This window comes from Pseudomonas acericola (SeqCode) (genome assembly GCF_053456465.1).
The window spans coordinates 60,958-87,426 of sequence record NZ_JBRFJB010000004.1 but is presented as its reverse complement, the minus strand read 5'-3'; the positions used below and the strand labels follow the sequence as shown (position 1 = coordinate 87,426).

Genomic DNA, 26,469 nt, shown 5'->3' with positions numbered 1-26,469 from the left:
CTTGTGTTCCCAATCATGCCGTGCGGCGCAGTATCAGCAGATGGCGTTGGCCTTGGCAACCGGGTACGGCCAAGGCGTGTTCGCTATCGAGGTGGAAGTCTGCCGGCAATGCTAACAGCTCGTCGCTTGGATGGACGCCCTTCATTGCCAGCCAGCGGGTGTCACGGTCGCCGAGGTGGCGAGTCCAGTTGCTGAAGTTCTCCATGCTGCTGAAGGCCCGGGAAACAATTCCGTTGAAGGGCTGTTCAGGCGTAAAGGCTTCTACGCGACTGTGGATAACTTGCAGGTTGTCCAACTTGAGTTCGAGTTTGACCTGGGTCAGGAAGCGGGTTTTCTTGCCGTTGCTGTCCAGGCAGGTCACTTGCGCCTCGGGAAACAGGATCGCCAGGGGAATTCCCGGCATGCCGCCGCCACTGCCGACGTCGAGCCAGCGACCGTTTTCGATAAACGGCATCACGCTCAAGCTGTCGAGCAAGTGACGCGACACCATTTCGTCGGGATCGCGCACCGCAGTCAGGTTGTAGGCCTTGTTCCATTTGATCAACAGGGCCAGGTAACCCAGCAGCAATTCGTGCTGGGCCGGGGTCAGGTCGACGCCCAACTGGCGTGCACCTGTGGATAACTCTTCGGCGTGTTGCGAGGTGACCAACGAACTCAAGCGCTTTGCTCCAACTGACGGCCCGCGCCGCGTTTTTTCAAATGAATCATCAACAGCGAAATGGCTGCCGGGGTGACACCGGGGATGCGTGAAGCCTGGCCCAGGGTTTCTGGCCGAGTTATCCCCAGCTTGCTTTGAATTTCTTTCGACAACCCGGAAATACCGGTGTAATCGATATCCACAGGCAGCTTGGTGTCTTCACTGGCGCGCAGGCGAGCGATCTCATCCTGCTGGCGATCAATGTAACCGGCGTACTTGGTCTTGATCTCGACCTGTTCGGCGACCTGTGGATCTTCTGCGCCGCCACCGGTCACTTCGACCAGACCAGCGTAGTCGATTTCCGGACGGGACAGCAGGTTGAGCAAGTTGTACTCGTGGGTCAGCGGCGTGCCGAATTTTTGCGCAATCGCATCGCCTTGCTCGGTACCCGGGCGAACCCAGGTGCTTTTCAGGCGTTGCTCTTCCAGCGTGATGCTTTCGCGTTTCTTGCAGAAGGCTTCCCAACGCGCGTCATCGACCAAGCCCAGCTCGCGGCCTTTTTCGGTCAAGCGCAGGTCGGCGTTGTCTTCGCGCAGAATCAGGCGGTATTCCGCCCGGGAAGTGAACATCCGGTACGGTTCCTGGGTACCCAGGGTGATCAGGTCATCCACCAACACGCCGATGTACGCTTCGTCGCGACGCGGGCACCAGCTGTCTTTGCCCTGTGCACGCAGTGCGGCGTTGGTCCCGGCCAGCAAACCTTGGGCGCCGGCTTCTTCGTAACCGGTGGTGCCGTTGATTTGTCCGGCGAAGAACAAACCGCCGATGACTTTGGTTTCCAGGCTGTACTTCAGGTCACGCGGATCGAAGTAGTCATACTCGATGGCGTAGCCCGGACGCACGATGTGCGCGTTTTCCATGCCGCGAATCGATTGCACGATCTGGATTTGCACGTCGAACGGCAGGGAAGTGGAAATGCCGTTCGGGTACAGCTCATGGGTAGTCAAGCCTTCGGGCTCGATAAAGACCTGGTGGCTTTCCTTGTCGGCAAAGCGGTGGATCTTGTCTTCGATCGACGGGCAATAACGCGGGCCAATACCTTCGATCACCCCGGAATACATCGGCGAACGGTCGAGGTTGGCCGCAATGATTTCGTGGGTGCGGGCGTTGGTGTGGGTAATCCAGCAGCTCACCTGTTTCGGGTGCTGCTCTTTGGAACCCATGAACGACATCACCGGAATCGGTGTATCGCCGGCTTGTTCGGTCATCACCGAGAAATCCACAGAACGCCCGTCGATACGCGGCGGGGTCCCGGTTTTCAGGCGACCGACGCGCAACGGCAATTCACGCAGGCGTTTTGCCAGGGCAATCGACGGCGGATCACCGGCACGACCGCCGGAATAGTTCTGCATGCCGATGTGGATAAGTCCGCCGAGGAACGTACCGGTGGTCAACACCACGGATTCTGCGAAGAAACGCAGGCCCATCTGGGTGACAACACCACGTACTTGATCTTGTTCAACGATCAAGTCATCCGCAGCCTGCTGAAATATCCACAGGTTCGGTTGGTTTTCCAGGGTTTCGCGTACGGCCGCCTTGTACAGGATGCGGTCGGCTTGTGCCCGAGTGGCACGCACGGCCGGGCCTTTACGGCTGTTCAGCACGCGAAATTGAATACCACCCTTGTCGGTAGCCATGGCCATTACGCCGCCAAGGGCGTCGATTTCCTTGACCAGATGGCTCTTGCCGATCCCACCAATGGCGGGGTTGCAACTCATTGCACCGAGGGTTTCCACGTTGTGCGTGAGCAACAGGGTTTTTACGCCCATGCGTGCTGACGCCAGTGCTGCCTCGGTACCGGCATGACCGCCGCCGATGACGATCACTTCAAAACGGGAAGGGAAATCCACCACGCACCTCGTGCCTGCTTATGTAGGTAATCAGGAATTGTCTGTTGAAAGGGTTTTGGAGCTTTGGCGGCAAGTATAGGGACTTAGCCCTTCCTAAAGAACCCTTTGCACAAAATTTAACCAGCTGTGGATGAATCACAGACAATAGAAATTAAAAGAGAGAAATTTATTAAATCTTTGTTTTTATGTTTATTTCTACTGAGCCTACTTTCTGTGGATAGATCTCTACAGGCCTTTATTTACGTTGCGTACATCGATTCAAAAGTCTGTGGTCATGTGCCAATGAGGCCCTTGGATAAGTGCTTTAAGCCTGTGGATTAAACAGGTGGTTATCCACAGACGGGTTTATCTTCAGTTTTCAGGCCCTGTTATCAACTGGGCACAGGGGCGGTTATTCACAGGGCTTAATCCACAGAAATCGATGAATCGCTGAGTATTTCGGGCGTGACGAAGCCGCCGCAATCGTTCGATTCGCAGCTGGGCCCGTAAAAGAGAGACCTATTGTGAGAAAACCGTAGTGCAGTTAATAATAGCGATTATCATTAACCTGCCTGTCGCGCCCTATGTCCCCTCCTTCACACACGGCCGCCGTCCAGCACATCTACGAACAGCACCATTCGTGGCTACAGGGATGGCTCAAAGGTAAATTGCATAACGCTTGCGATGCGGCCGACGTCGCGCACGATACGTTCGTGCGAATCCTGGGCGGCCGCCATGCCGCGCAGATCATGGAACCGCGTGACTACCTGGCGACCATTGCCAGAGGCTTGGTGATTGATCGTTATCGCCGGCACGCCGTCGAACAGGCTTATAAGCAAACCCTGGCCGAGCGCCCTGACGCCACTGCCATCAGTGAAGAAGACAAGGCAATCATCATCGAAACCCTGGTGGCTGTGGATAAAGCACTGTCTGGCCTAGGGGAGCGAGCGCGGCGGATTTTCATGCTGTCGCAGATAGACGGACTGACTTATCAACAAATCGCCGATCAACTGCAGGTTTCCCTGACCACCGTGAAAAAACACATGGTCCGCGCGCTGACCGAGTGCGCGTTGATCATGGCCAGCCTCTGATGGCAGCGCCTGACCGCAAGACCTTCGAGGCGGCTGCCAGTTGGTATGTGCAGTTTCAGTCCCAGCCGCCGACACCTGCCGAACGATACGCCTGGCAACAATGGCTCAATGGCGATCCGTCCCATCAGGCTGCGTGGAACCAGATGGAACAATTGCAACGCAGTCTCGGTGCCCTGCCCCAGGACGTTACCCGCCGTGCATTGTCGACCACGCAACAACGCCGGCAGGTGCTCAAGTGGATGCTGGTACTCGGTAGCACGGGGTATCTCGGTTGGAATGTTCAGCAACATACGTCCCTGGGCAATGCATGGGCCGACTACCGGACTGCTGTAGGACAGCGGCGGCGTATCGAACTGGCCGACGGTACGCAGATTGACCTCAATACCGGCACCGCCATCGATGTCGCGTTCGATGGACGCCAGCGTCTGATTCGCCTGCGCGAAGGTGAAGTACTTATCCACACCGGCAAATTGGGTGGCCAAACGCCCTTTTTTGTCGACACTCGCCAAGGTCGGGTCCAGGCATTGGGTACGCGGTTCAGCGTGCGCCAACTGGCGGATTCCACCCGGGTCGGTGTGTTGGAGGACACGGTAAGCGTGTCGCCAGGTGATCAGCCTGCACACCGGCGTGTGCTCGTCGCCGGCGAAAGTGCTGACTTCGATCGGCAAAACGTAGGACCGGATCAACCGTATTTTCGTACTCAAGCGGCTTGGGTTGATGGCCAGTTGATCGTTTTAGACGCGCGCCTCGGTGACGTCATCGACGAACTGGCCCGTTACCGCCCCGGCACCCTCCAGTGCGACCGGGCTGCGCAACGCCTGCGCGTGTCCGGGACGTTCCGCCTGGATTCCACCGATGCCGTGCTGGCCAACCTGCAGGCGACGCTGCCGATCCAGGTGAAATACTTCACCCGCTATTGGGTGTCGGTGCAGCGAATCGGCTGACAAAAAATAGTCCACAAGGGGGTTATCTTTTTTCTACCTGGCGCGGCCCTACAGGTAATTACGACGCAACCTTCAGGGCTTCCTCACACATGCGCCTTCCTAACCAGCTTCGCCAGCGACTCTCCTGCCACGGCATTACGTACGGTCTACTGTTGAGCACCGCCACTGCCGTCGGGGTGTTCCTGCCTTCCAGTGTGATGGCTGCGCACTACAGCATTGCCGCCGGCCCGCTAGACAGCGCCTTGAGCCAATTCGCCGCCAGAGCCAATATCATTCTGTCTTTTTCCCCACAGCAAACCGCACGATTGCGCAGTCCGGGGTTGGTTGGGGATTACTCGGTAGAGCAGGGTTTCGCACAGCTGCTGCGTGATTCTGGCCTACAGGCCGTCGTCCAGGCGCCGGGCAGTTATGTATTACAAGCCGCACCCACCGGGGAATTAACGTTGGCCCCGACCACCATCAGTACTTATCAACAGGGTGGTTTCACTCAAGAGATCGCCGGGGACGTCGGCTATAAGGCGCAAAACAGCCGGGTCGGCACTAAGACCAGTACGCCTTTGTCGGAAACCCCGCGTTCGGTATCAGTAGTCACCGGCCAGCGCATCAAGGACCAGAAGTCCCAGACCCTGACCGAAGTGCTCGGTTATGTGCCCGGTATCTTCGCACCGCCGTTCGCTGCCGGTGATGGTCTGGCGGGTGACCTGTTTTTCATTCGCGGTTTCAACGCCACCGATTACGGCTACGGATTGCTGCGCGATGGCCTACGCGTACAAGGCAATCGGTACGACACTACCAGCGAGCCCTATGGCCTGGAACGGGTCGAGATCTTCCGTGGCCCGTCGTCCCTGCTTTATGGCGAAAACGCTCCCGGCGGCCTGGTGAACCTGGTGAGCAAGCACCCAACCGCTGCGCCACAGGGCGAGGTGCAACTGGGTTACGGCTCGAATAACCGTCGCCAACTGGGTGTGGATATCTCCGGTCCGCTCACGGATGCCGGCAACATCCTGGGCCGTGTGGTGATGCTTGGCCGCAAGTCCGACACCCAGACGGACCACGTGCCGGATGATCGCCTCTACATCGCGCCGTCCCTGACCCTGAATTTCGATGATTACAACACCCTGACGCTGTTGGCCAACTACCAGAAAGACCACACCAACCTGGAGCTTGGCTTACCCGCCGCTGGTACTTTGCTGACCAACCCGAATGGCAAGTTATCCAAGCACACCATGCTCGGCGACCCGAATTGGAACACTTTTGAGCGTGAAGCCTGGAGCACCGGCTACGAGTTCAGCCACAGCTTCAATGACGAATGGCAGTTCCGCCAGAACTCGCGTTACATGCAGTCACGCATCAACCGCCATGAGACCTGGCCGGGCGACCTGAACAATCAGGGCTTCGGCACCCGGCTGAACATGAACGCCTACGACCGCTACAACAAGTCGATGGTGTACTCCCTGGATAACCAACTGGAAGGAAAATTCCAGCTAGGCGAGCTGGAAAACACGGTCCTGTTCGGCGCGAGCTACGATCGGACCTCATTTAACCAGGACTGGGACGCGGGTTTCGCCGGGACCATCAACGTGTATAACCCAGTTTACTTGCGCGAACCGACCACACCGCTGGCTATCCAAAACACCTTGCTCGAACAGCAGATGAAAGGCGTTTATGCACAGGTCCAGAGCAAGTATGACCACTGGTTGTTCTTGCTCGGCGGCCGGCAGGACTGGGTCGACAGTGATTTCCGTGACAAGGTGAAGCCTTCGACCGACTCCAGCACCACGGAACAGAAGTTCACCTACCAAGGTGGCGTGATGTACCAATTCGACAACGGCCTGACGCCGTATGTGAGCTACTCCACCGCATTCGTGCCGGTGCAGCAGATATCGGTGACGGGCTCACCGCTCAAGCCCATCACCAGCCGTCAATACGAAGTGGGTTTGAAGTACGAGCCGATTGGCTGGGACACCGCGATGACACTGTCGGTGTATGACTTGCGCAAGGAGTACGATACCTACCTCGATTCCACTACCAACACCTACCGCCAAGTGGGCGAGAGTCGCGCCAAAGGTGCGGAAGTCGAGATCAACAGCAACCTCACGCCGAACCTGAACGTGACGGCGGCTTACACCTATACCGACGCTCGGATAACCAAGGATACGGTCGGTTCGCTGGTAGAAGGGCGGCAGATGACGGGAGTTCCCCGCAACCAGGCGTCGATCTGGGGTAAATACCGCATGCTCGATGGCCACCTCAAGGGACTGTCTTTTGGCGGCGGCGTGCGTTACTTCGACAGCGCGTTTTCCTACAGCAAGCCGAGCTTGTACGGCAAGCTCGACCCTGGAAGCCTCACCTTGGTGGATGCGGTTGTGGGTTATCAGATCGACCCACACTGGTCGGTGGACCTGAACGCCAAGAACCTGTTCGACAAAGAATATGTGTCGGGTTGCAACGATGCAGGGCGTTGCTACTGGGGCGACAGCCGTACCTTGCTTGGTACGGTGTCGTATAACTGGTAAAGCGCTGTGGATAACTCGGCTATTTGCCGATGCAGAAACTGGAAAAGATCCGCCCCAACAAATCATCGGAGCTGAATGCGCCGGTGATTTCCCCCAACAGCTGCTGGGCTTGACGTAAATCTTCGGCCAGCAGCTCTCCAGCGCCCGCCAGGGTCAGCTGTGCCCGACCATGCTCCAGCGCCGCGCTGGCATGGCGCAGCGCCTCCAGGTGCCGGCGCCGAGCACTGAAGCTGCTTTCCGAGGTCTGCTCGTAGCCCATGCAGGCCTTGAGATGGTCACGCAGCAGTTCCAGGCCGTCCCCCGCCGACTTGGCGCTCAGGCTGATGGTGACGTGGCCATCCTCGCTGGTTTCCATGGCAATCGCCTCGCCCGTCAGGTCAGCCTTGTTGCGGATTAAGGTGACTTTGCCCGGGTCTGGCCGCTGTTCGAGGAATTCCGGCCACAGGGCAAAGGGGTCCAGCGCTTCTGGCGCGGTGGCATCCACCACGAGCAGCACGCGATCGGCCTCACTGATGGCCTTGAGCGCCCGTTCCACGCCGATCTTTTCGACCTGGTCATCCGTATCCCGCAAACCGGCGGTGTCGACCACATGCAGCGGCATGCCATCGATGTGGATATGTTCGCGCAGGATATCCCGCGTCGTGCCGGCAATCTCAGTGACGATGGCCGCTTCGCGCCCGGCCAGGGCGTTGAGCAGGCTGGATTTGCCGGCATTGGGCCGCCCGGCGATCACCACGGTCATACCGTCACGCAACAAGGCGCCCTGCCCGGCTTCGCGCAGCACTGTGGATAATTCCTCGCGGACTTTATCCAGCATCGCCAACACGTGGCCATCGGCGAGGAAGTCGATTTCCTCCTCGGGAAAATCAATCGCCGCCTCGACATAGATGCGCAGGCTGATCAGTTGCTCGGTCAAGTTATGCACACGCAGGGAAAACGCCCCTTGCAACGAGCGCAACGCATTGCGTGCAGCCTGTGCAGAACTGGCCTCGATCAAGTCGGCAATTGCTTCGGCCTGGGCCAGGTCGAGCTTATCGTTCAGGAACGCGCGTTCGCTGAACTCCCCCGGCCGCGCCAGGCGGCAGCCCAATTGCAGGCAGCGCTGCAGCAACATGTCCAGGACGACCGGGCCGCCGTGGCCCTGCAATTCCAGGACATCTTCACCGGTAAACGAATTCGGCCCAGGGAAATAGAGGGCCAGGCCTTCGTCCAACACACTTTGGTCAGCATCTAGGAAGGCGCCGTAATGTGCGTAGCGCGGTTTCAGCTCGCGCCCGCTGATGGCCAGGGCAGCCACGCCGGCAAGCGGCCCGGAAATACGCACAATACCGACACCGCCGCGACCTTGAGCGGTAGCGACAGCAGCGATGGTTTCACGAGGAGCACTCATCAGCAGGTTCCAGAACAAAAGTGACGGAAAGCAAAACGCCCCACTAGGGGGCGTCTTGAGTGGTTACCCACAGAGTAAATTACGCTTCGGCTTTTTTGGTAGCCGCTTCGATTTTACGTGTGATGTACCACTGTTGAGAGATCGACAACACGTTGTTGACTACCCAGTACAGCACCAGACCAGCTGGGAACCACAGGAAGAAGAAGGTGAAGATGATTGGCATCATTTTCATGACCTTGGCCTGCATCGGATCCGGCGGAGTCGGGTTCAGACGCTGCTGGATAAACATGGTCGCGCCCATGATGATCGGCAGGATAAAGAACGGGTCCTTGATCGACAGGTCAGTAATCCACAGGATGAACGGCGCCTGACGCATTTCCACGCTTTCCAGGAGAACCCAGTAAAGCGACAGGAACACCGGCATCTGTACCAGAATCGGCAAGCATCCACCCAGCGGGTTGATCTTCTCTTTCTTGTACAGCTCCATCATGGCCTGCGACATTTTCTGCCGGTCGTCACCATGTTGCTCTTTCAACGCGGCCAGTTTCGGCGCCACGGCACGCATGCGCGCCATCGACTTGTAGCTGGCTGCCGACAGAGGGAAGAAGATCCCTTTGATCAGCATGGTCAAGAAGATGATCGAGAAACCCCAGTTACCGACGATGCTGTGGATATGTTGCAGCAGCCAGAAAATCGGCTGGGCAATGAACCACAGAATGCCGTAGTCCACAGTCAGTTCCAGACCTGGGGACAACTCTTTGAGCACAGCCTGGCTTTTCGGGCCGGCGTACAGAGTGGCGCTGGTTTCAGCCTTGGCACCTGGTGCGACGGTCAACGCCGGGCCAGTGTAGCCAATGATGTAATTGCCTTTGGTGTCCTTGCGCGCCGCGACCAGGTTGTTCTGGCCAGGCTGAGGAATCCACGCAGTCACGAAGTAGTGTTGCAACCAAGCAACCCAGCCGCCGTTCACGTTATAGGTGATCGGTGCCTTTTGTTTGTCTTCGGCAACCTTGTCGATATCTTTCATCGACACTTTTTTGTACGGCTCCGAACTTGTCCACAGGGCAGCGCCCAGGTAAGTCGCGGTGCCAGTCGCAGTGCTGGACGACGGATCGGAGCTGGCATCACGCTTGAGCTGGGCAAACATTGCGCCAGTCCAAGGCTGCGCGCTCTGGTTGTCGATCAAGTAGGTGACAACGATGTCGTACAGGCCGCGTTTCAGCGTGAAACGCTTGATGTAGTTGACGCCGTCCTTGCTGAACTTCAGGTCGACGACCAACTGGTCCTGGCCATCAGCCAGTTGATAACTCTTCTTCTCCGAGGAGAAAACCGGACGACCGGTAGGGCTCGCATCAGGGCCGTTGGTGCCGATCAAGCCACTTTGCGCTTGATAAACACGTTCGCCACCGTTATCGAACAACTGGAATGGAATTTCCGGGTGATCCTGACGACGCGGATACAGCGGAAGAGTCAGTTTGGCGACATCGCCACCTTGCGGGTCGATAGCCAGGTCCAATACATCCGTTTTTACCTGGATGAGGTCTGTGCTGGCGGCAACTGGTACTTCTGCGGGTGCGTTTGTTTCGCCCGCTGCGCGTGGAATGTCATCACTGGCGGCAGTGTTGGTGCCACTCACTGTATCGGGAAGCCCCGCTGGAACAGCATTGGCAGCAACATTCTGAGTCGGCAGGGCAGCTTGGCCGTAGTCCTGGTTCCAATTAAGGACCATGACGTAGGACACGATTGCCAGGGCGACGATCAGGATCGTGCGTTTAATATCCATGATTACTCGGCCATCGAAGAAGAACGGGAGGTAGGGATAGGCGGAACCGGGTCATAACCACCGGGATTCCACGGATGACAGCGACCTAAACGACGAAAGGTCAGCCAGCCACCGCGCAGAAGACCATGATTTTCTATGGCCTCTAACGCGTAGCAGGAACAACTGGGGTAGAAACGACAGTGGTTGGCCATCAGGGGACTAATGGCATAGCGGTAAAACTGGATCGGAACGATTGCCAGTTTACGCATCAGGACTGTCTACCCCTACAGTTTCGGTGCTGACTGCTGGTGCTGGCTTGTTGGTACGCGCCAAACGTTTCCAGAGCTTGCCGAAATGCTGAATCAATTCGGGGTTTTCTACGTCCCCCAAGCCTTTGCGCGCGACGATAACAATATCCCAACCAACCAGAGTGTCCTGGTGGAGGCGAAACGATTCGCGCATCAGACGCTTGAGGCGATTGCGCTCAACGGAGAGCTTTACGCTCTTCTTGCCGATCACCAACCCGAGACGGGGGTGATCCAGATCGTTGTTACGCGCAAGGAGCAGGAGATTTTTCCCCGGAACCTTGCCGGTGGGGGAGTCAAAGACTGCCTTGAAGTGCCGGGGGGTTAGCAGACGCTTTTCCCGACTGAAGTCCTGACTCACCACAGGTACCGGATTATCAAACTGCCAGACGTGCACGACCTTTGGCGCGACGACGCGACAGGACAGCACGGCCGTTCTTGGTAGCCATGCGAGCACGGAAACCGTGAGTGCGGGCGCGTTTGATGGTGCTTGGTTGGAAAGTACGTTTCATGGCGTTGTTACCTGGTTCGTCCACAACGGGCCGGAATGGCCCCCGTTTTAAGAGACCGGCGATTCTAGAGAAAGCAAGCCTCTAGGTCAATTTCCAACCAGCTTTTCCTGCAATTAGATCTCTATACGTCAAAGCGTCCTTTTCCATCCGCTCGGCTTTCATGGGCAATGCGATAGATATAAAAATAAAGAAGGAAGTTATTTAAAGCTTTTCTGTAAAGCTTATAAAAGCTAGGGCGGCGATCATCTGTGGATAACTACCTTGAGGCCATATTCCACGTGATGTACAGAGAATGACAACACGGGGGAGAAACTGGGCTCTGCCTGTGCTGCACTGTCGGATAAGCTGTGGGTGGAATGGGTTGTTATCCACAGGCCAGTTACCCACAGACTTTCGCCCCCACTTGTACAACGACCTTAGGTGCGCTTATCCACAGAGCTTATGCACAGACCATTGGTCGCTTTTTTTGTGGTTAACGCATTGATTTTGGCTGCCTTGTGAGCAACCTACATGTGGATAAGTGGCCGGCGCGCCGCTACAATGGCGGCTGTTTTTGCCTCACCGGCTTTCAACTTAGGGGATATCCGTGTCAGTGGAACTTTGGCAGCAGTGCGTGGAGCTTTTGCGCGAGGAGCTGCCTGCCCAGCAATTCAACACCTGGATCCGTCCACTACAAGTCGAAGCCGAAGGCGACGAGTTGCGTGTCTACGCACCCAATCGGTTTGTTCTCGACTGGGTCAACGAGAAGTACCTGAGCCGCGTTCTCGAGTTGCTCGACGAACACGGCAACGGCGTCGCGCCTGTGCTTTCCTTATTAATAGGTAGCAAACGTAGCTCCGCCCCTCGTGCTGCGCCGAATGCGCCGCTGGCGGCTGCCGCGTCGCAAGCCCAGGTCGCGACTGCACCGCCAGCGCCCGCTCCAGCACCCGTGGCGTCCAAGTCCTCCGCGCAAAAAAGCGCGCCTGAGAACGAGGAGCCGTCACGCGACAGCTTCGACCCGATGGCCGGCGCCAGCTCCCAGCAAGCACCGGTTCGCGCCGAACAGCGCACCGTGCAAGTCGAAGGCGCGCTCAAGCACACCAGCTACCTGAATCGCACCTTTACCTTTGAGAACTTTGTCGAAGGTAAATCCAACCAGCTGGCTCGCGCCGCTGCTTGGCAAGTAGCCGATAACCCCAAGCACGGTTACAACCCGCTCTTCCTTTATGGTGGCGTTGGCTTGGGTAAGACTCACTTGATGCATGCTGTGGGTAACCATCTATTAAAGAAGAATCCGAATGCCAAGGTCGTGTACCTGCACTCGGAGCGCTTCGTGGCTGACATGGTCAAGGCCTTGCAGCTGAACGCCATCAACGAGTTCAAACGGTTCTACCGCTCGGTTGATGCCTTGCTGATCGATGACATTCAATTCTTCGCGCGCAAGGAACGTTCCCAGGAAGAGTTCTTCCACACCTTCAACGCCCTGCTCGAAGGCGGCCAACAGGTCATCTTGACCAGTGACCGCTACCCGAAGGAAATCGAAGGCCTGGAAGAGCGTTTGAAGTCGCGCTTCGGCTGGGGCCTGACCGTTGCGGTAGAGCCGCCGGAGCTGGAAACCCGCGTTGCGATCCTGATGAAAAAGGCCGACCAGGCGAAGGTCGACCTGCCCCACGACGCCGCTTTCTTTATCGCCCAGCGCATTCGTTCCAACGTGCGTGAGCTGGAAGGCGCACTCAAGCGGGTCATCGCCCACTCGCACTTCATGGGCCGCGACATCACCATCGAGTTGATTCGCGAATCCCTGAAAGACCTGCTGGCGCTGCAAGACAAACTGGTGAGTGTGGATAACATTCAGCGCACGGTTGCCGAATACTACAAAATCAAGATTTCCGACCTGCTGTCCAAGCGCCGTTCGCGCTCGGTGGCACGTCCACGGCAAGTGGCCATGGCGCTCTCCAAAGAGCTGACCAACCACAGCCTGCCGGAAATCGGTGATGTGTTTGGTGGCCGCGATCACACCACTGTGCTGCACGCGTGCCGCAAGATTAACGAACTCAAGGAATCCGACGCGGATATTCGCGAGGACTACAAGAACCTGCTGCGTACACTGACTACGTGATGACTCCAGCGCAGCTTATTAAGGCAAGGGACTAGACCATGCATTTCACCATTCAACGCGAAGCCCTGTTGAAACCCCTGCAACTGGTCGCAGGCGTCGTCGAGCGCCGACAGACCTTGCCGGTGCTTTCCAACGTATTGCTGGTGGTCGAAGGCCAGCAATTGTCCCTGACCGGTACCGACCTGGAAGTCGAGCTGGTTGGTCGTGTGCAGTTGGAAGAGCCCGCCGAACCTGGCGAGATCACCGTGCCGGCGCGCAAGCTGATGGATATCTGCAAAAGCCTGCCGAACGACGCGCTGATCGATATCAAAGTTGATGACGCCAAGCTGGTGGTCAAGGCCGGCCGTAGCCGTTTCACCCTGTCCACCCTGCCAGCCAATGACTTCCCAACCGTGGAAGAAGGCCCGGGCTCGCTGACCTGCAGCCTGGAGCAAAGCAAACTGCGTCGTTTGATCGAGCGCACCAGCTTCGCCATGGCGCAACAGGACGTGCGTTACTACCTCAACGGCATGCTGCTGGAAGTGTCTGAAGGCATCATCCGCGCCGTGGCCACCGACGGTCACCGTCTGGCCATGTGCTCGATGAAAGCCGACATTGGCCAGCCGGACCGCCACCAGGTCATCGTGCCGCGCAAAGGTATCCTCGAACTGGCGCGCCTGCTCACCGAGCCGGACGGCAATGTCAGCATCGTCTTGGGCCAACACCACATCCGCGCCACCACCGGCGAGTTCACCTTCACCTCCAAGCTGGTTGACGGCAAGTTCCCGGATTACGAGCGCGTACTGCCCAAGGGCGGCGACAAGCTGGTGATCGGCGATCGTCAGGCCTTGCGTGAAGCGTTCAGCCGTACGGCGATCCTGTCCAACGAGAAGTACCGTGGTATTCGTCTGCAACTGGCCAATGGTCAGCTGAAAATCCAGGCCAACAACCCGGAGCAGGAAGAAGCGGAAGAAGAAGTGGGCGTTGACTACAACGGCGGCTCCCTGGAAATCGGCTTCAACGTGAGTTACTTGCTCGACGTGCTGGGTGTGATGACCACCGAACAGGTTCGCCTGATTCTGTCGGACTCCAACAGCAGCGCCCTCGTGCAGGAATCCGATAACGACGACTCGGCTTACGTTGTTATGCCGATGCGCCTGTAATAGAAGCTAGATGTCCCTTAGTCGCGTCTCGGTCACCGCGGTGCGCAATCTGCACCCGGTGACCTTCTCCCCCTCCCCCCGCATCAATATCCTCTACGGCGCCAACGGCAGTGGCAAAACCAGCGTGCTGGAAGCCATCCACTTGTTGGGGCTTGCCCGTTCCTTCCGCAGTGCCCGCTTGTTACCGGTTATCCAGTACGAGCAATTGGCGTGCACGGTATTTGGCCAAGTCGAACTGGCGGAAGGCGGCAACAGTGCCTTGGGGATATCCCGTGATCGCGGCGGTGAGTTCCAGATCCGCATTGATGGCCAAAACGCACGCAGTGCGGCCCAGTTGGCGGAAATTCTGCCACTGCAACTGATCAACCCCGACAGTTTTCGCCTGTTGGAAGGTGCGCCAAAGATCCGCAGGCAGTTCCTCGATTGGGGAGTGTTCCACGTGGAACCGCGTTTCATGGCCACTTGGCAGCGCCTGCAGAAGGCCCTGCGGCAGCGGAACTCGTGGCTGCGGCATGGTACACTTGACGCCGCTTCGCAAGCGGCCTGGGACCGGGAACTGTGCCTGGCCAGCGACGAAATAGATGAATACCGCCGCGCCTATATCAAAGCCTTGAAACCAGTCTTTGAGCAGACCTTGAGCGAGTTGTTGGATCTCGAAGGGCTGACACTGAGCTACTACCGTGGCTGGGACAAAGAGCGTGAACTGAGTGCAGTGCTCGCGACGTCCTTGCATCGGGACCAGCAAATTGGCCACACCCAGGCCGGCCCCCAACGGGCTGATCTGCGCCTTAGATTAGGCGCACATAATGCCGCGGATATCTTGTCCCGCGGTCAGCAGAAGTTGGTGGTGTGCGCGCTGCGTATCGCCCAGGGCCATTTGGTTAGCCAGGCCCGACGCGGTCAGTGTATTTATCTGGTGGATGACTTGCCGTCTGAACTCGACGAGCAACACCGCCGTGCGTTATGCCGCTTGTTGGAAGACTTACGCTGCCAGGTGTTTATCACCTGTGTAGACCACGAATTATTGAGGGAAGGCTGGCAGACGGAAACGCCAGTCGCTTTGTTCCACGTGGAACAGGGCCGTATCACCCAGACCCACGACCATCGGGAGTGAAGGCATGAGCGAAGAAAACACGTACGACTCGACCAGCATTAAAGTGCTGAAAGGTTTGGATGCCGTACGCAAACGTCCCGGTATGTACATTGGCGACACCGATGATGGTAGCGGTCTGCACCACATGGTGTTCGAGGTGGTCGATAACTCCATCGACGAAGCGCTGGCCGGTCACTGCGACGACATCAGCATCATCATCCACCCGGATGAGTCCATCACCGTGCGCGACAACGGTCGCGGCATTCCGGTCGATGTGCACAAAGAAGAAGGCGTTTCGGCGGCAGAGGTCATCATGACCGTGCTCCACGCCGGCGGTAAGTTCGATGACAACTCCTACAAAGTCTCCGGCGGTTTGCACGGTGTAGGTGTGTCGGTGGTGAACGCACTGTCCGAAGAGTTGATTCTGACCGTTCGCCGCAGCGGCAAGATCTGGGAACAGACCTACGTCCACGGTGTTCCACAAGAGCCGATGAAAATCGTTGGCGACAGCGAAACCACCGGTACGCAGATCCACTTCAAGCCATCGGCTGAAACCTTCAAGAATATCCACTTCAGCTGGGACATCCTGGCCAAGCGTATTCGTGAACTGTCCTTCCTCAACTCCGGTGTGGGTATCGTCCTCAAGGACGAGCGCAGCGGCAAGGAAGAGCTATTCAAGTACGAAGGCGGCCTGCGTGCGTTCGTTGAATACCTGAACACCAACAAGACTGCGGTCAACCAGGTGTTCCACTTCAACATCCAGCGTGAAGACGGCATCGGCGTGGAAATCGCCCTGCAGTGGAACGACAGCTTCAACGAGAACCTGTTGTGCTTCACCAACAACATTCCACAGCGCGACGGCGGTACTCACCTGGTGGGTTTCCGTTCCGCGCTGACGCGTAACCTGAACACCTACATCGAAGCCGAAGGCTTGGCCAAGAAGCATAAGGTTGCCACCACCGGTGACGATGCCCGTGAAGGCCTGACTGCGATTATCTCGGTAAAAGTGCCGGACCCTAAGTTCAGTTCCCAGACTAAAGACAAGCTGGTGTCTTCCGAAGTGAAGACCGCAGTGGAACAGGAGATGGGTAAATACTTCTCCGACTTCCTGCTGGAGAACCCAAACGAGGCCAAGCTGGTCGTCGGCAAGATGATCGACGCCGCACGTGCCCGTGAAGCCGCGCGTAAGGCCCGTGAGATGACCCGCCGTAAAGGCGCATTGGACATTGCTGGCTTGCCGGGCAAACTGGCTGACTGCCAGGAGAAAGACCCTGCCCTTTCCGAGCTGTACCTGGTGGAAGGTGACTCTGCTGGCGGTTCCGCCAAGCAGGGTCGTAACCGTCGCACCCAGGCCATCCTGCCGTTGAAGGGTAAGATCCTTAACGTTGAGAAGGCACGCTTCGACAAGATGATTTCCTCCCAGGAAGTCGGCACCTTGATCACAGCGTTGGGCTGCGGTATCGGCCGTGACGAGTACAACATCGACAAGTTGCGTTATCACAACATCATCATCATGACCGATGCTGACGTCGACGGTTCGCACATCCGTACCCTGCTGCTGACCTTCTTCTTCCGTCAGTTGCCGGAGCTGATCGAGCGCGGCTATATCTACATCGCCCAGCCGCCCTTGTACAAAGTGAAAAAGGGCAAGCAAGAGCAATACATCAAAGACGACGACGCCATGGAAGAGTACATGACGCAGTCGGCCCTGGAAGATGCCAGCCTGCACCTGAACGACGAAGCCCCGGGTATCTCCGGTGAGGCGCTGGAGCGCCTGGTCAACGACTTCCGCATGGTGATGAAGACCCTGAAGCGTCTGTCGCGCCTGTACCCTCAGGAGCTGACCGAGCACTTCATCTACCTGCCAGCCGTAAGCCTGGAACAGTTGGGCGATCACGCCGCGATGCAAGATTGGCTGGCTCAGTACGAAGTGCGCCTGCGCACCTCCGAGAAGTCCGGCCTGGTTTACAAAGCCAGCCTGCGTGAAGACCGTGAACGTAATGTCTGGCTGCCAGAGGTCGAACTGATCTCCCACGGCCTGTCGAACTACGTCACCTTCAACCGCGACTTCTTCGGCAGCAACGACTACAAAACCGTGGTGACCCTGGGCGCTCAACTGAGCACCCTGTTGGACGACGGCGCGTACATCCAGCGTGGCGAACGCAAGAAGCAGGTCAAGGAATTCAAAGAAGCCCTCGACTGGCTGATGGCCGAAAGCACCAAGCGCCACACCATCCAGCGATACAAAGGTCTGGGTGAAATGAACCCGGATCAGCTGTGGGAAACCACCATGGACCCAAGCCAGCGTCGCATGCTGCGCGTGACCATCGAAGACGCCATTGGCGCAGACCAGATCTTCAACACTCTGATGGGTGATGCGGTCGAACCTCGCCGTGACTTCATCGAGAGTAATGCGTTGGCGGTTTCCAACCTGGATTTCTGATCCTGGTCCACCGCTAAACCAAAAAGGCCAACGCTTAGCGTTGGCCTTTTTTATTGGGTGAAAACACAGCCTATTCGAAAATGCTCCACGTGGAACATCACGGCGAAGTCGCCGCCACACTCTCCAACCGGTACCCATACCCGTAGATCGTCAACAGCTGCCAACCCCTGTCCGCCGTGAGCCCCAGCTTGTTGCGCAGCCGGTAGATATGCGTGTCCAGCGGCCGCGATGACACCATCTCTTCGTGGGTCCAAAACCGCTCATACAGGTACTCACGGGACAACGGTCGCGCCAGGTTGGCAAACAGACAGCTCGCCAATCGGTATTCACGCTCAGTGAGGTTGATCGGCTTCCCCGCGCGGGTCACGGTCAATTCGGCATCGTCAAAGGTCAGGTCATTGAAGCTCTGCACTTCATGGGTCGCCGACTTTTGCAGGCCATGCCGACGCAAAACCGCTGCAACCCGGGCCTTCAGTTCGTTGGGCCGAAAGGGCTTGCTGACGTAGTCGTCGGCGCCGCTGTTCAATGCGGTGACGATGTCGCTCTCCGCATCACGGCTGGTGAGCATGATGACTGCAGGCGGCGACTCCATGTGTTCGCGGGTCCAGCGCAGCAACGCGATGCCGGTGATGTCCGGTAGTTGCCAGTCGAGGATCAGCAGGTCGAAGGTTTCCCGGCGCAGTTGGCGCAGCAGGTCTTCACCGCGTTCAAAGCAGTGCAGGGTCCAAGGCTGTTCGGCGGTGCTGGGGATCTGTCGCAGTGTCTGTTCCACCCGGCGCAGTTCGGCGGGCTCGTCATCCAGTATTGCGACACGCATGGGTGGTCCTTTCGTCTTGAAGAGTATGCAGTCGTCAGCCTGTTTTGAATAAGGGCGCGCGCTGCGTAGATGCCGGTCGTTGAATCTGAAGAATTGTGCGCAGATTCATCGACCCCTTGGATCTCTCGGTACGCTGGATCAATCAGCGGTTAAGCCTTTGAAAGTCCTCGGTACCAGTGTGGGAAAGATACCGGCTCCTGACCGTAAGTAAAAGGATCAGCCGACGCGTGCGCTGTCGTAAACTCCAGTGTCATCCTACGATGAGCAAAGTCGCGGTCCATGACATCGTCCACCACTCGACAACAGCACAGGCACGTTGACCTATGATGCTCTGGGGCAAGCCCGAAAAGCGCCAACCCACCCACGCCCAACGGCTGTTCCATGGCCTGGTACGCGAATGGTTGTGGATTGGTCTGCTGTTGCTGCCGATCACTGCCTACTTGTCTCTGAGCCCAGGCTTGGCGTTGAACAACCCGCTTTACGACAGCCTTCGCCGCCTCACGCCCCTGCCGGTAGACCCGCGCATCCTGTTGGTGACCATCGACGGCCCCAGCCTCAAAAAGCTGGGGCAATGGCCTTGGCCACGCAGCTTGCATGCTGACCTGATCGACCGCCTTAGCGCCGCGCAACCCACCGCGATCCTGTTCGATGTTGTCTTCAGCGAGCCGGGCAACCCAGCCAATGACAAGCGCCTGGCCGACGCGGTATGCAACGCTGGCAACGTGCTGTTGCCGTTGCTGCGTGAAGGGCCGGCGAGTTACATCCAACCCGCTGAGCAAATGCAGCCGCTGCTTAAATGCGCCAAGGGCGTGGGACATATCAATGTCGAAGCGGACAACGATGGCGTGGTGCGCAGCCTGTATTTGCGTGAAGGCCCGCTGGATGCCATGGCACCGCAACTGGCTTGGCTGGCCTATCAGATGGGCACCCAGGAGCCCACGCCGATGCCCGCTGAATCCCATGGCAAAGTCAGCGAACAATGGCACCGTGAGCACGGCATTCGCATTCCGTTTATCGCGGCTAACAACCACTTCCCCAGTGTGTCCTACGTCAGCGTATTGCGCGGTGAAGTCTCTCCCGAGTTGCTGCGCAATCGTCTGATCCTTGTCGGTGCGACCGCTTCTGGAATGGGGGATCGTTTTGCCACACCCATTTCGTCCACGCTTGGCACCACGGCCGGTGTCGAGATCCAGGCCAACGTGCTTAACGGTTTGCTGCAAGAGCGCAGCATTGTTGATCTGCCAGGGTGGCTGGCGGCGCTGATGGCGACGTCCGTGGTGGCGTTGCTGCTCGGCCTGTTGCTCTATCGCCCTCGTTACGCACTGTGGATGACGCTGGGCTGTATGGCCGCTGCGCTGCTTGGGTCCCTGGCATTGTTGCGCCTGGGCCACTGGTGGTCGCCTGCCGCCTGCCTGATCGGTTTGCTGCTCAGCTACCTGATCTGGAACTGGCGGCGCCTGAGCGTGATCCTGGCCTACTTCGGCTGGGAACTGGCACGCCTGGACAACGAGCCCAAAGTGCTGCCCGAACGCCGCCGCGCGCCCGCTAGCAAAGGCGATGTCTTGCAGGGCCGTATCTTCGCCCTGGAGCAAGCCGTCAGCCGCACGCGCGACACCCGCCGCTTCATGGCCGATGGCCTGGAGTGTTTGCCGGTGGCAACACTGATTACCGACCCCAAGGGCAATATCCTGCTGGCCAACCGCATCGCCCGCGAAGTGTTCGGCAGCGACCTGGTCACCGACAACCTGCTGGAGCAATTGGCTGACCTCGGCTATCCACCGCTGCACAACGGTGTGCGCCCTGCCCTTTCGGCGTTGGAGTTGGTTGAGTTCCGGGATATCCACCAGCGCAGCTTGCGCATGGAGCTGGCGCCGCTGCTGCCAGCCGAAGGTGACGTGGCACTGGGCTGGCTGCTGAGCCTGACGGATTTGAGCAAGGAGCGCGAAGCCCAGCAGCACCGCGAGACGATGCTGCGCTTTCTTTCCCACGACTTGCGTGCGCCGCACTCGGCAATCCTTGCGCTGCTGGATGTACACGGCAGCGAGTCGCCGGTATTCGCCCAGATCGAGCAACAGGTACGCCGTGCCTTGAACCTCACCGAATCCTTTGTGCAGTTGGCCAAGGCCGAGGCGGACGGCTACCACTTCCAGCCGACATTGTTCGCCATGCTGGTGATGGATGCGTTTGACCAAGTCGCGTTGCTGGCCCAGCTCAAGGGCATTCATCTGGTCCATGACCTGGATGAGGCCGATGAGGGCATGGTGTCGGCCGATCAATCGCTGCTGACCCGTGCGTTGTTCAACGTGCTGGAAAACGCCATCAAGTATTCGCCTTCCGGCACCACCGTCAGGTTGCGTCACGGCACTACGGAGGGCTGGCTGGAATGCCGCATCAGCGATCAGGGCCCGGGGATTGCCGCCGAGGATTTACCGGAGTTGTTCAGCCAATACCGCCGGTTCGAATCGGCCCAGGGTAGCGATGGCCTGGGGTTGGGGTTGACCATGGTCAAGGCCGTCGTGGAACGCCATGGCGGTCGTATCAGCTGCGAAAGCGTGGTGGGCAAGGGCACTACGTTCAGCCTGCAACTGCCGCTGCTGGAAGACTGAAAAACGTACTTTTTCGCTGTGCATAAAAAACCGGTCACAAGGACCGGTTTTTTTATGCGGGAAAAAACTTATGCACCTTTTTCCGAATTTTATGACCTCGAGAAATATGTAAGTAAATCAGCTTGTTATGAAGCAAAAAAGCCAATTCGCCAACATTCCGTACACAGGTTATCCACAGATGCTCAAGCCGCTGGCACCTGCGCCACAACGGGCTCCGGTGGCAGCGAGCCCATGGCGCGTTGCTGAGCCTCATTCCAGGCCGCAGCCCGGTCATTCAGCGCAGCGATAGCCCGTGGGCCTTCGCCTTCGGCATACATCGGTTCACCAATCACCACGGTGATGGTACCGGCGCGCTTGGCCCAGCCTTCCTTGGGCCAGAACTTGCCGGCGTTGTGTGCAATCGGCAGTACCGGCAGGTTGGCATTGACCGCCAATGCCGTACCGCCCCGGGAGAACTTGCCCACGGTGCCAAACGGCACCCGTGTACCTTCCGGGAAGATCAGCACCCACACACCGTCCTTGAGCAGCTCGTCGCCCTTCTTGGCCACGTGCTTGAGCGCAGCCTTGGGGTTGTCACGGTCGATCGCAATCGGCCGCAGCATGGCCATGGCCCAGCCAAAGAACGGCACATACAGCAACTCACGCTTGAGCACCTGGCTCAGGGGCGAGAAGTACGCCGAGAGGAAGAACGTCTCCCAGGTGCTCTGGTGGTTCGACAGAATCACGCAGGGCTGGTCCGGGACGTTTTCAGCGCCCTTGATCTCGAAGCGAATGCCCAGGAACACCTTGGACAGCCACAACGCACAGCGGCACCAATAAACGTTGATAAAGCGATAGCGCGCCTTGAACGGCAAAAAGGGCGCAATAAAAAAGCTCAGGGTGCACCAGAGAAACGAACTGGTGCCCAGCAGCAGGTAAAAGAAAAAGGTTCTGATGGCCTGCAAGATCGACATGGCGGCATTTACCGTTGCGGGGCATGGCCCGCCTGTTAAAAGCGCACTCCCGAACACTCCTTGGTCAGGATGTCGAGGGCGACTAGTTGTTGATAAGTTCTGCGGCAACCGCCGCCAGATCGTCAAAAATCAAGGTGCCCACCGGCAGGTTTTTCGCCTGGGTCTTTTCGCCTTTTCCGGTCTTCACCAAAACTGGCTGAGAATCGACGGCTTTGGCCGCCTCCAGGTCACCGAGGCTGTCCCCGACGAACCATATCCCAGCCAACGGCACCTTGTAATGTTCTGCAATGATTTTCAACATGCCAGGTTTGGGCTTGCGGCAATCGCAGCCCTCATCCGGCCCGTGGGGGCAGTACACCACCAACCCCACCTCACCGCCCTGCTCGGCCACCAACGTGCGCAAGCGCGCGTGCATGGCGTCCAGGGTGGCGATGTCGTAGTAACCGCGGGCGATGCCGGACTGGTTGGTGGCGATGGCCACCGTCCAGCCGGCTTTGCTCAACTGCGCGATGGCCTCGATCGAACCGGGCAGTGGCACCCACTCCGCCACCGACTTGATGTAAGCGTCGGAGTCGTAATTGATCACCCCGTCCCGATCGAGAATCAGCAGTTTCAACATGGTCAGCTCAGCGTCGAAATGTCAGCGATGTTGACGAACAGACCACGCAGGCGCGCCAGCATGGCGTAGCGGTTTTTACGCACGCCAGCGTCTTCGGCATTGATCATCACGGCTTCGAAGAACGCATCCACCGGGTCACGCAAGGTGGCCAGGCGCGCCAGCGCTTCGGCATAGTTGCGCTCGGCGATCAGCGGTTTCACCGCCGTCTCTGCCTTGGCAATGGCCGAGTTCAGCGAGAACTCCTTGGCGTCGGCAAACAGGCCAGGGTCGACGTCCGCATTGCCCAGGCCTTCGGCCTTGCTCAGCAGGTTCGACACACGCTTGTTCACAGCGGCCAGGGCGTCGGCTTCCGGCAGTTTGCGGAAGGCCTGCACGGCTTGTACGCGCTGATCGAAGTCCAGCGCCGAACCCGGTTGCAGGGCACGTACCGCCAGGTACACCGACACGTCCACGCCTTCGTCTTCGTAGCGCGCACGCAGGCGGTCGAACACGAATTCCAGCACTTGCTCGGCCAGGCCGACTTGCTTGACCTTGGCACCGAACTGGCCAACCGCGAACACCACGGCCTGGGTCAGGTCGAGGTCGAGCTTCTTGTCGATCAGGATGCGCAGCACGCCCAGGGCCGCACGGCGCAGGGCATACGGGTCTTTGCTGCCGGTAGGCAACATGCCGATACCGAAGATACCGACCAGCGTGTCCAGCTTATCGGCAATGGCCACGGCCGCACCGGTCAGGGTGCTTGGCAGCTCAGCGCCAGCACCGCGCGGCATGTACTGCTCGTTCAGGGCCAGGGCCACATCGTCCGGCTCGCCGTCGTTGAGGGCGTAGTAGTAGCCGGCAACGCCTTGCATCTCCGGGAACTCGCCGACCATCTCGGTGGCCAGGTCGCACTTGGACAGCAGGCCCGCACGCGCGGCCCAGGCGGAATCACCGCCGATGCGTGGCGCAATGTAGGCCGCCAGCTTGGAAACGCGCACGGCCTTGTCGTAGACGCTGCCGAGCTTCTCCTGGAACACCACGTTCTGCAGGCGCAGGTTGAAGTCTTCCAGCTTCTGCTTCTTGTCTTGCTTGAAGAAGAACTCGGCGTCGGTCAGGCGCGGGCGCACGACTTTTTCGTTACCGGCGATGATCTGCTGTGGGTCCTTGCTTTCGATGTTGGCCACGGTGATAAAGCGCGGCAGCAACTTGCCGTCCACATCCAGCAGGCAGAAGTACTTCTGGTTGTCCTGCATGGTGGTGATCAGGGCTTCTTGCGGCACGTCGAGGAAACGCTCTTCGAACGAGCACACCAGCGGCACCGGCCATTCAACCAGGGCGGTCACTTCGTCCAGCAGGCTTGGCGGCACGATGGCGGTGCCTTCCTGCAAGCGGGCCAGTTCTTCGGTGCGCTTGCTGATCAGTTCGCGACGCTCATTGGCATCAGCCAACACGTAGGCAGCGCGCAGGTCAGCGGCATAGTTGGCCGGCGACGTGATGCGTACCGCTTCTGGATGGTGGAAACGATGGCCACGAGACTCACGACCCGCCTTCTGGGCGAGTATGGTGCAGTCGATGACCTGGTCACCGAGCAGCATCACCAGCCATTGGGTCGGACGCACGAACTCTTCCTTGCGCGCACCCCAGCGCATGCGCTTGGGGATCGGCAGGTCGTTCAGGGAATCTTCAACGATGGTCGGCAACAGGCTCGCGGTCGGCTTGCCGGTGATCACCTGGCTGAAGCGCAGTTTCGGGCCGCTCTGGTCGATCTCGCTGAGCTCGACGCCGCACTTCTTGGCGAAGCCCAGTGCGGCTTGAGTCGGGTTGCCTTCGGCATCGAAAGCCGCCTGGCGTGGCGGGCCGTCGAGGTTGATGCTGCGGTCCGGCTGCTGGGTTTCCAGTGCGGTCAGCAACACAGCCAGGCGACGTGGCGCGGCGTAGACTTTTTTCGCGGCGAACTTCAAGCCAGCGCTGTGCAGGCCTTTTTCGATACCGGCCAGAAACGCGTCGGCCAGGGTGTTCAGTGCCTTGGGTGGCAGCTCTTCGGTGCCCAGTTCAACCAGGAAATCTTGAGCACTCATTGTGCAGCCTCCAGCTTAGCCAACACTTCATCACGCAGGTCCGGGGTAGCCATCGGGAAGCCCAGCTTGGCGCGAGCCAGCAGGTAGGCTTGGGCGACGGAACGCGCCAGGGTGCGTACACGCAGGATGTATTGCTGACGCGCGGTCACCGAGATTGCCCGGCGCGCATCCAGCAGGTTGAAGGTATGGGACGCCTTCAACACCATTTCGTAGCTTGGCAACGGCAGCGGCTGGTCGAGCTCGATCAGGCGCTTGGCTTCGCTTTCATAGAAGTCGAACAGTTCGAACAGCTTCTCGACGTTGGCGTGCTCGAAGTTGTAAGTGGATTGCTCCACTTCGTTCTGGTGGAACACGTCGCCGTAGGTCACTTTGCCGAACGGGCCGTCAGCCCACACCAGGTCGTAGACCGAGTCCACGCCTTGCAGGTACATGGCCAGGCGCTCGAGGCCGTAGGTGATTTCGCCGGTAACCGGGTAGCACTCGATGCCGCCCGCTTGCTGGAAGTAAGTGAACTGCGTCACTTCCATGCCGTTGAGCCAGACTTCCCAGCCCAGGCCCCAGGCGCCGAGCGTTGGCGATTCCCAGTTGTCTTCGACGAAACGGATGTCGTGGACCAGCGGGTCCAGGCCGACATGCTTGAGCGAGCCCAGGTACAGTTCCTGGAAGTTGTCCGGGTTCGGCTTCAGTACCACCTGGAACTGGTAGTAGTGCTGCAGACGGTTCGGGTTTTCGCCGTAGCGGCCGTCAGTCGGGCGACGACTGGGCTGCACATAAGCGGCGTTCCAGGTTTCCGGGCCGATGGCCCGCAGGAATGTAGCGGTGTGGAAAGTGCCGGCGCCTACTTCCATATCGTAGGGCTGAAGTACCACACAACCTTGCTCGGCCCAGTATTGCTGGAGGGCGAGGATCAAGTCTTGGAAGGTACGCACGGCTGGCGTAGGCTGGCTCACGAAATTCACCTGTTACTTGGGCTGCGATTTAAAGAGCGGGAGTATACCCGATTCGGCCGCGCCACCATCCCCTGGAGCCTTATGCCACGCTGCTTTTGGTGTTCTGAAGATCCGCTGTACATGGCATATCACGATCAGGAGTGGGGAACGCCGCTGCGCGATGCGCAGGGCTTGTTCGAGTTGCTTTTACTCGAAGGGTTCCAGGCGGGCCTTTCCTGGATCACCGTTTTACGCAAACGCGAGCATTATCGAAAGGTCTTGTTTGGTTTTGATGCACAACGCTTGGCGCGGCTCACCGATGGCGAAATCGAAGCGCTGATGCTCGACCCGGGCATCGTGCGCAATCGCCTCAAGCTCAACGCTACCCGGCGCAATGCCGCCGCCTGGCTGGCACTGGAGGACCCGGTAAAGTTGCTCTGGTCGTTTGTCGGCGGCGTGCCCAAGGTCAATCACTTCAAGGACCGCAGCGAAGTCCCGGCCATCACCCCCGAGGCCGAAGCCATGAGCAAAGCCTTGAAAAAGGCCGGTTTTACCTTTGTCGGCCCGACCATTTGCTACGCGTTCATGCAGGCCAGCGGCATGGTCATGGACCACACCCAGGACTGCGACCGTTACGCGGACCTGGCCAACGCCGGTTAGAATGCC

Annotated in this window: 21 protein-coding genes; 9 read left to right on the top strand and 12 right to left on the bottom strand. The window is 58.6% G+C overall.

The features are described 5' to 3' along the window. Positions 1–13: 13 nt before the first annotated feature. Together rsmG and mnmG are read right to left on the bottom strand one after the other, a co-directional pair. Positions 14–658 carry a 16S rRNA (guanine(527)-N(7))-methyltransferase RsmG gene (gene rsmG, locus ACU688_RS16650; RefSeq protein WP_448185649.1) on the bottom strand — a complete coding sequence of 215 codons (645 nt, stop codon included), beginning with the start codon at positions 656–658 and terminating at the stop codon, positions 14–16. Next, positions 655–2,547, bottom strand: coding sequence for a tRNA uridine-5-carboxymethylaminomethyl(34) synthesis enzyme MnmG (gene mnmG, locus ACU688_RS16645; RefSeq protein ID WP_207040241.1), 1,893 nt, complete (start codon positions 2,545–2,547; stop codon positions 655–657). The genes rsmG and mnmG overlap by 4 nt, the downstream gene beginning before the upstream one ends. A 563-nt stretch (positions 2,548–3,110) precedes the next feature. On the opposite strand from mnmG, the gene ACU688_RS16640 reads away from it, so the two are divergent. The 3 genes from ACU688_RS16640 (at position 3,111) to ACU688_RS16630 (ending at position 7,077) form a co-directional block, all read left to right on the top strand. Then, positions 3,111–3,617 (top strand): sigma-70 family RNA polymerase sigma factor, encoded by a 507-nt coding sequence (locus ACU688_RS16640; RefSeq protein ID WP_448185648.1) that lies wholly within the window; start codon positions 3,111–3,113, stop codon positions 3,615–3,617. Next, entirely contained in the window at positions 3,617–4,561 is a 945-nt protein-coding gene (locus ACU688_RS16635; RefSeq protein ID WP_448185647.1) for a FecR domain-containing protein, read from the top strand. Before ACU688_RS16640 ends, ACU688_RS16635 begins: the two co-directional genes overlap by 1 nt. An 89-nt stretch (positions 4,562–4,650) precedes the next feature. Beyond that, positions 4,651–7,077 (top strand): TonB-dependent siderophore receptor, encoded by a 2,427-nt coding sequence (locus ACU688_RS16630; protein WP_448185646.1) that lies wholly within the window; start codon positions 4,651–4,653, stop codon positions 7,075–7,077. Positions 7,078–7,096: 19 nt separating this feature from the next. On the opposite strand, the gene mnmE is transcribed toward ACU688_RS16630, so the two are convergent. From mnmE to rpmH, 5 genes are all read right to left on the bottom strand, one after another. Continuing rightward, a complete protein-coding gene (mnmE, locus tag ACU688_RS16625; RefSeq protein WP_448185645.1) occupies positions 7,097–8,467 on the bottom strand; it encodes a tRNA uridine-5-carboxymethylaminomethyl(34) synthesis GTPase MnmE in 1,371 nt (456 codons plus the stop codon). Between the two features lie 79 nt (positions 8,468–8,546). Next, the gene (gene yidC, locus ACU688_RS16620) at positions 8,547–10,250 is read right to left on the bottom strand and encodes a membrane protein insertase YidC (RefSeq protein ID WP_124527025.1); all 1,704 of its coding nucleotides are present in this window, start codon (positions 10,248–10,250) and stop codon (positions 8,547–8,549) included. Between the two features lie 2 nt (positions 10,251–10,252). Next, positions 10,253–10,498 (bottom strand): membrane protein insertion efficiency factor YidD, encoded by a 246-nt coding sequence (gene yidD, locus ACU688_RS16615; RefSeq protein ID WP_080752880.1) that lies wholly within the window; start codon positions 10,496–10,498, stop codon positions 10,253–10,255. Beyond that, the gene (gene rnpA / locus ACU688_RS16610) at positions 10,491–10,895 is read right to left on the bottom strand and encodes a ribonuclease P protein component (protein WP_207040237.1); all 405 of its coding nucleotides are present in this window, start codon (positions 10,893–10,895) and stop codon (positions 10,491–10,493) included. Before rnpA ends, yidD begins: the two co-directional genes overlap by 8 nt. Positions 10,896–10,911: 16 nt before the next feature. Beyond that, positions 10,912–11,046: a 50S ribosomal protein L34 gene (gene rpmH / locus ACU688_RS16605; protein WP_003213577.1), complete on the bottom strand. Its 135-nt coding sequence runs from the start codon at positions 11,044–11,046 to the stop codon at positions 10,912–10,914. 586 nt (positions 11,047–11,632) lie between these two features. On the opposite strand from rpmH, the gene dnaA reads away from it, so the two are divergent. The 4 genes from dnaA to gyrB are packed head-to-tail and all read left to right on the top strand — an operon-like array spanning position 11,633 to position 17,822. Beyond that, complete coding sequence (dnaA, locus tag ACU688_RS16600; RefSeq protein ID WP_448185644.1) at positions 11,633–13,144, top strand: chromosomal replication initiator protein DnaA; 1,512 nt, start codon at positions 11,633–11,635, stop codon at positions 13,142–13,144. A 38-nt stretch (positions 13,145–13,182) separates the two neighbouring features. Then, entirely contained in the window at positions 13,183–14,286 is a 1,104-nt protein-coding gene (gene dnaN, locus ACU688_RS16595; RefSeq protein ID WP_017736244.1) for a DNA polymerase III subunit beta, read from the top strand. Positions 14,287–14,296: 10 nt separating this feature from the next. Then, positions 14,297–15,400, top strand: coding sequence for a DNA replication/repair protein RecF (gene recF, locus ACU688_RS16590; RefSeq protein ID WP_448185643.1), 1,104 nt, complete (start codon positions 14,297–14,299; stop codon positions 15,398–15,400). A gap of 4 nt (positions 15,401–15,404) precedes the next feature. Then, on the top strand, positions 15,405–17,822 hold the full coding sequence (gene gyrB, locus ACU688_RS16585) for a DNA topoisomerase (ATP-hydrolyzing) subunit B (RefSeq protein WP_017736246.1): 2,418 nt from the start codon (positions 15,405–15,407) through the stop codon (positions 17,820–17,822). Positions 17,823–17,919: 97 nt separating this feature from the next. Here the strand turns inward: gyrB and ACU688_RS16580 are convergent, their stop codons facing one another. After that, positions 17,920–18,639, bottom strand: a complete 720-nt coding sequence (locus ACU688_RS16580; RefSeq protein WP_017736248.1) for a response regulator transcription factor — start codon at positions 18,637–18,639, stop codon at positions 17,920–17,922. A gap of 323 nt (positions 18,640–18,962) precedes the next feature. On the opposite strand from ACU688_RS16580, the gene ACU688_RS16575 reads away from it, so the two are divergent. Beyond that, positions 18,963–21,245, top strand: coding sequence for a CHASE2 domain-containing protein (locus ACU688_RS16575; RefSeq protein ID WP_448185642.1), 2,283 nt, complete (start codon positions 18,963–18,965; stop codon positions 21,243–21,245). A gap of 182 nt (positions 21,246–21,427) precedes the next feature. Here the strand turns inward: ACU688_RS16575 and ACU688_RS16570 are convergent, their stop codons facing one another. The 4 genes from ACU688_RS16570 to glyQ all read right to left on the bottom strand — a co-directional run bounded on the left by ACU688_RS16570 (position 21,428) and on the right by glyQ (position 25,824). Beyond that, positions 21,428–22,198 (bottom strand): lysophospholipid acyltransferase family protein, encoded by a 771-nt coding sequence (locus tag ACU688_RS16570; RefSeq protein ID WP_257780481.1) that lies wholly within the window; start codon positions 22,196–22,198, stop codon positions 21,428–21,430. 82 nt (positions 22,199–22,280) lie between these two features. Next, positions 22,281–22,817 carry a D-glycero-beta-D-manno-heptose 1,7-bisphosphate 7-phosphatase gene (gene gmhB, locus ACU688_RS16565; protein WP_163011762.1) on the bottom strand — a complete coding sequence of 179 codons (537 nt, stop codon included), beginning with the start codon at positions 22,815–22,817 and terminating at the stop codon, positions 22,281–22,283. A gap of 2 nt (positions 22,818–22,819) precedes the next feature. Continuing rightward, positions 22,820–24,874, bottom strand: coding sequence for a glycine--tRNA ligase subunit beta (glyS, locus tag ACU688_RS16560; RefSeq protein ID WP_448185641.1), 2,055 nt, complete (start codon positions 24,872–24,874; stop codon positions 22,820–22,822). Then, entirely contained in the window at positions 24,871–25,824 is a 954-nt protein-coding gene (gene glyQ, locus ACU688_RS16555; RefSeq protein WP_003213601.1) for a glycine--tRNA ligase subunit alpha, read from the bottom strand. The genes glyS and glyQ overlap by 4 nt, the downstream gene beginning before the upstream one ends. An 81-nt stretch (positions 25,825–25,905) precedes the next feature. Between glyQ and ACU688_RS16550 the strand changes: the two genes are divergently transcribed. Then, a complete protein-coding gene (locus ACU688_RS16550; RefSeq protein ID WP_448185640.1) occupies positions 25,906–26,463 on the top strand; it encodes a DNA-3-methyladenine glycosylase I in 558 nt (185 codons plus the stop codon). The last annotated feature ends 6 nt before the right edge of the window (positions 26,464–26,469 follow it).

What these genes read in the sequence shown, in the direction of transcription:
- ACU688_RS16640 (WP_448185648.1), top strand. Translation starts at nt 3,111, where the DNA reads ATGTCCCCTCCTTCACACACGGCCGCCGTCCAGCACATCTACGAACAG.
- ACU688_RS16635 (WP_448185647.1), top strand. Translation starts at nt 3,617, where the DNA reads ATGGCAGCGCCTGACCGCAAGACCTTCGAGGCGGCTGCCAGTTGGTAT.
- ACU688_RS16630 (WP_448185646.1), top strand. Translation starts at nt 4,651, where the DNA reads ATGCGCCTTCCTAACCAGCTTCGCCAGCGACTCTCCTGCCACGGCATT.
- mnmE (WP_448185645.1), bottom strand. Translation starts at nt 8,467, where the DNA reads ATGAGTGCTCCTCGTGAAACCATCGCTGCTGTCGCTACCGCTCAAGGT.
- yidC (WP_124527025.1), bottom strand. Translation starts at nt 10,250, where the DNA reads ATGGATATTAAACGCACGATCCTGATCGTCGCCCTGGCAATCGTGTCC.
- yidD (WP_080752880.1), bottom strand. Translation starts at nt 10,498, where the DNA reads ATGCGTAAACTGGCAATCGTTCCGATCCAGTTTTACCGCTATGCCATT.
- rpmH (WP_003213577.1), bottom strand. Translation starts at nt 11,046, where the DNA reads ATGAAACGTACTTTCCAACCAAGCACCATCAAACGCGCCCGCACTCAC.
- dnaN (WP_017736244.1), top strand. Translation starts at nt 13,183, where the DNA reads ATGCATTTCACCATTCAACGCGAAGCCCTGTTGAAACCCCTGCAACTG.
- recF (WP_448185643.1), top strand. Translation starts at nt 14,297, where the DNA reads ATGTCCCTTAGTCGCGTCTCGGTCACCGCGGTGCGCAATCTGCACCCG.
- gyrB (WP_017736246.1), top strand. Translation starts at nt 15,405, where the DNA reads ATGAGCGAAGAAAACACGTACGACTCGACCAGCATTAAAGTGCTGAAA.
- ACU688_RS16580 (WP_017736248.1), bottom strand. Translation starts at nt 18,639, where the DNA reads ATGCGTGTCGCAATACTGGATGACGAGCCCGCCGAACTGCGCCGGGTG.
- ACU688_RS16575 (WP_448185642.1), top strand. Translation starts at nt 18,963, where the DNA reads ATGATGCTCTGGGGCAAGCCCGAAAAGCGCCAACCCACCCACGCCCAA.
- ACU688_RS16570 (WP_257780481.1), bottom strand. Translation starts at nt 22,198, where the DNA reads ATGTCGATCTTGCAGGCCATCAGAACCTTTTTCTTTTACCTGCTGCTG.
- gmhB (WP_163011762.1), bottom strand. Translation starts at nt 22,817, where the DNA reads ATGTTGAAACTGCTGATTCTCGATCGGGACGGGGTGATCAATTACGAC.
- glyS (WP_448185641.1), bottom strand. Translation starts at nt 24,874, where the DNA reads ATGAGTGCTCAAGATTTCCTGGTTGAACTGGGCACCGAAGAGCTGCCA.
- ACU688_RS16550 (WP_448185640.1), top strand. Translation starts at nt 25,906, where the DNA reads ATGCCACGCTGCTTTTGGTGTTCTGAAGATCCGCTGTACATGGCATAT.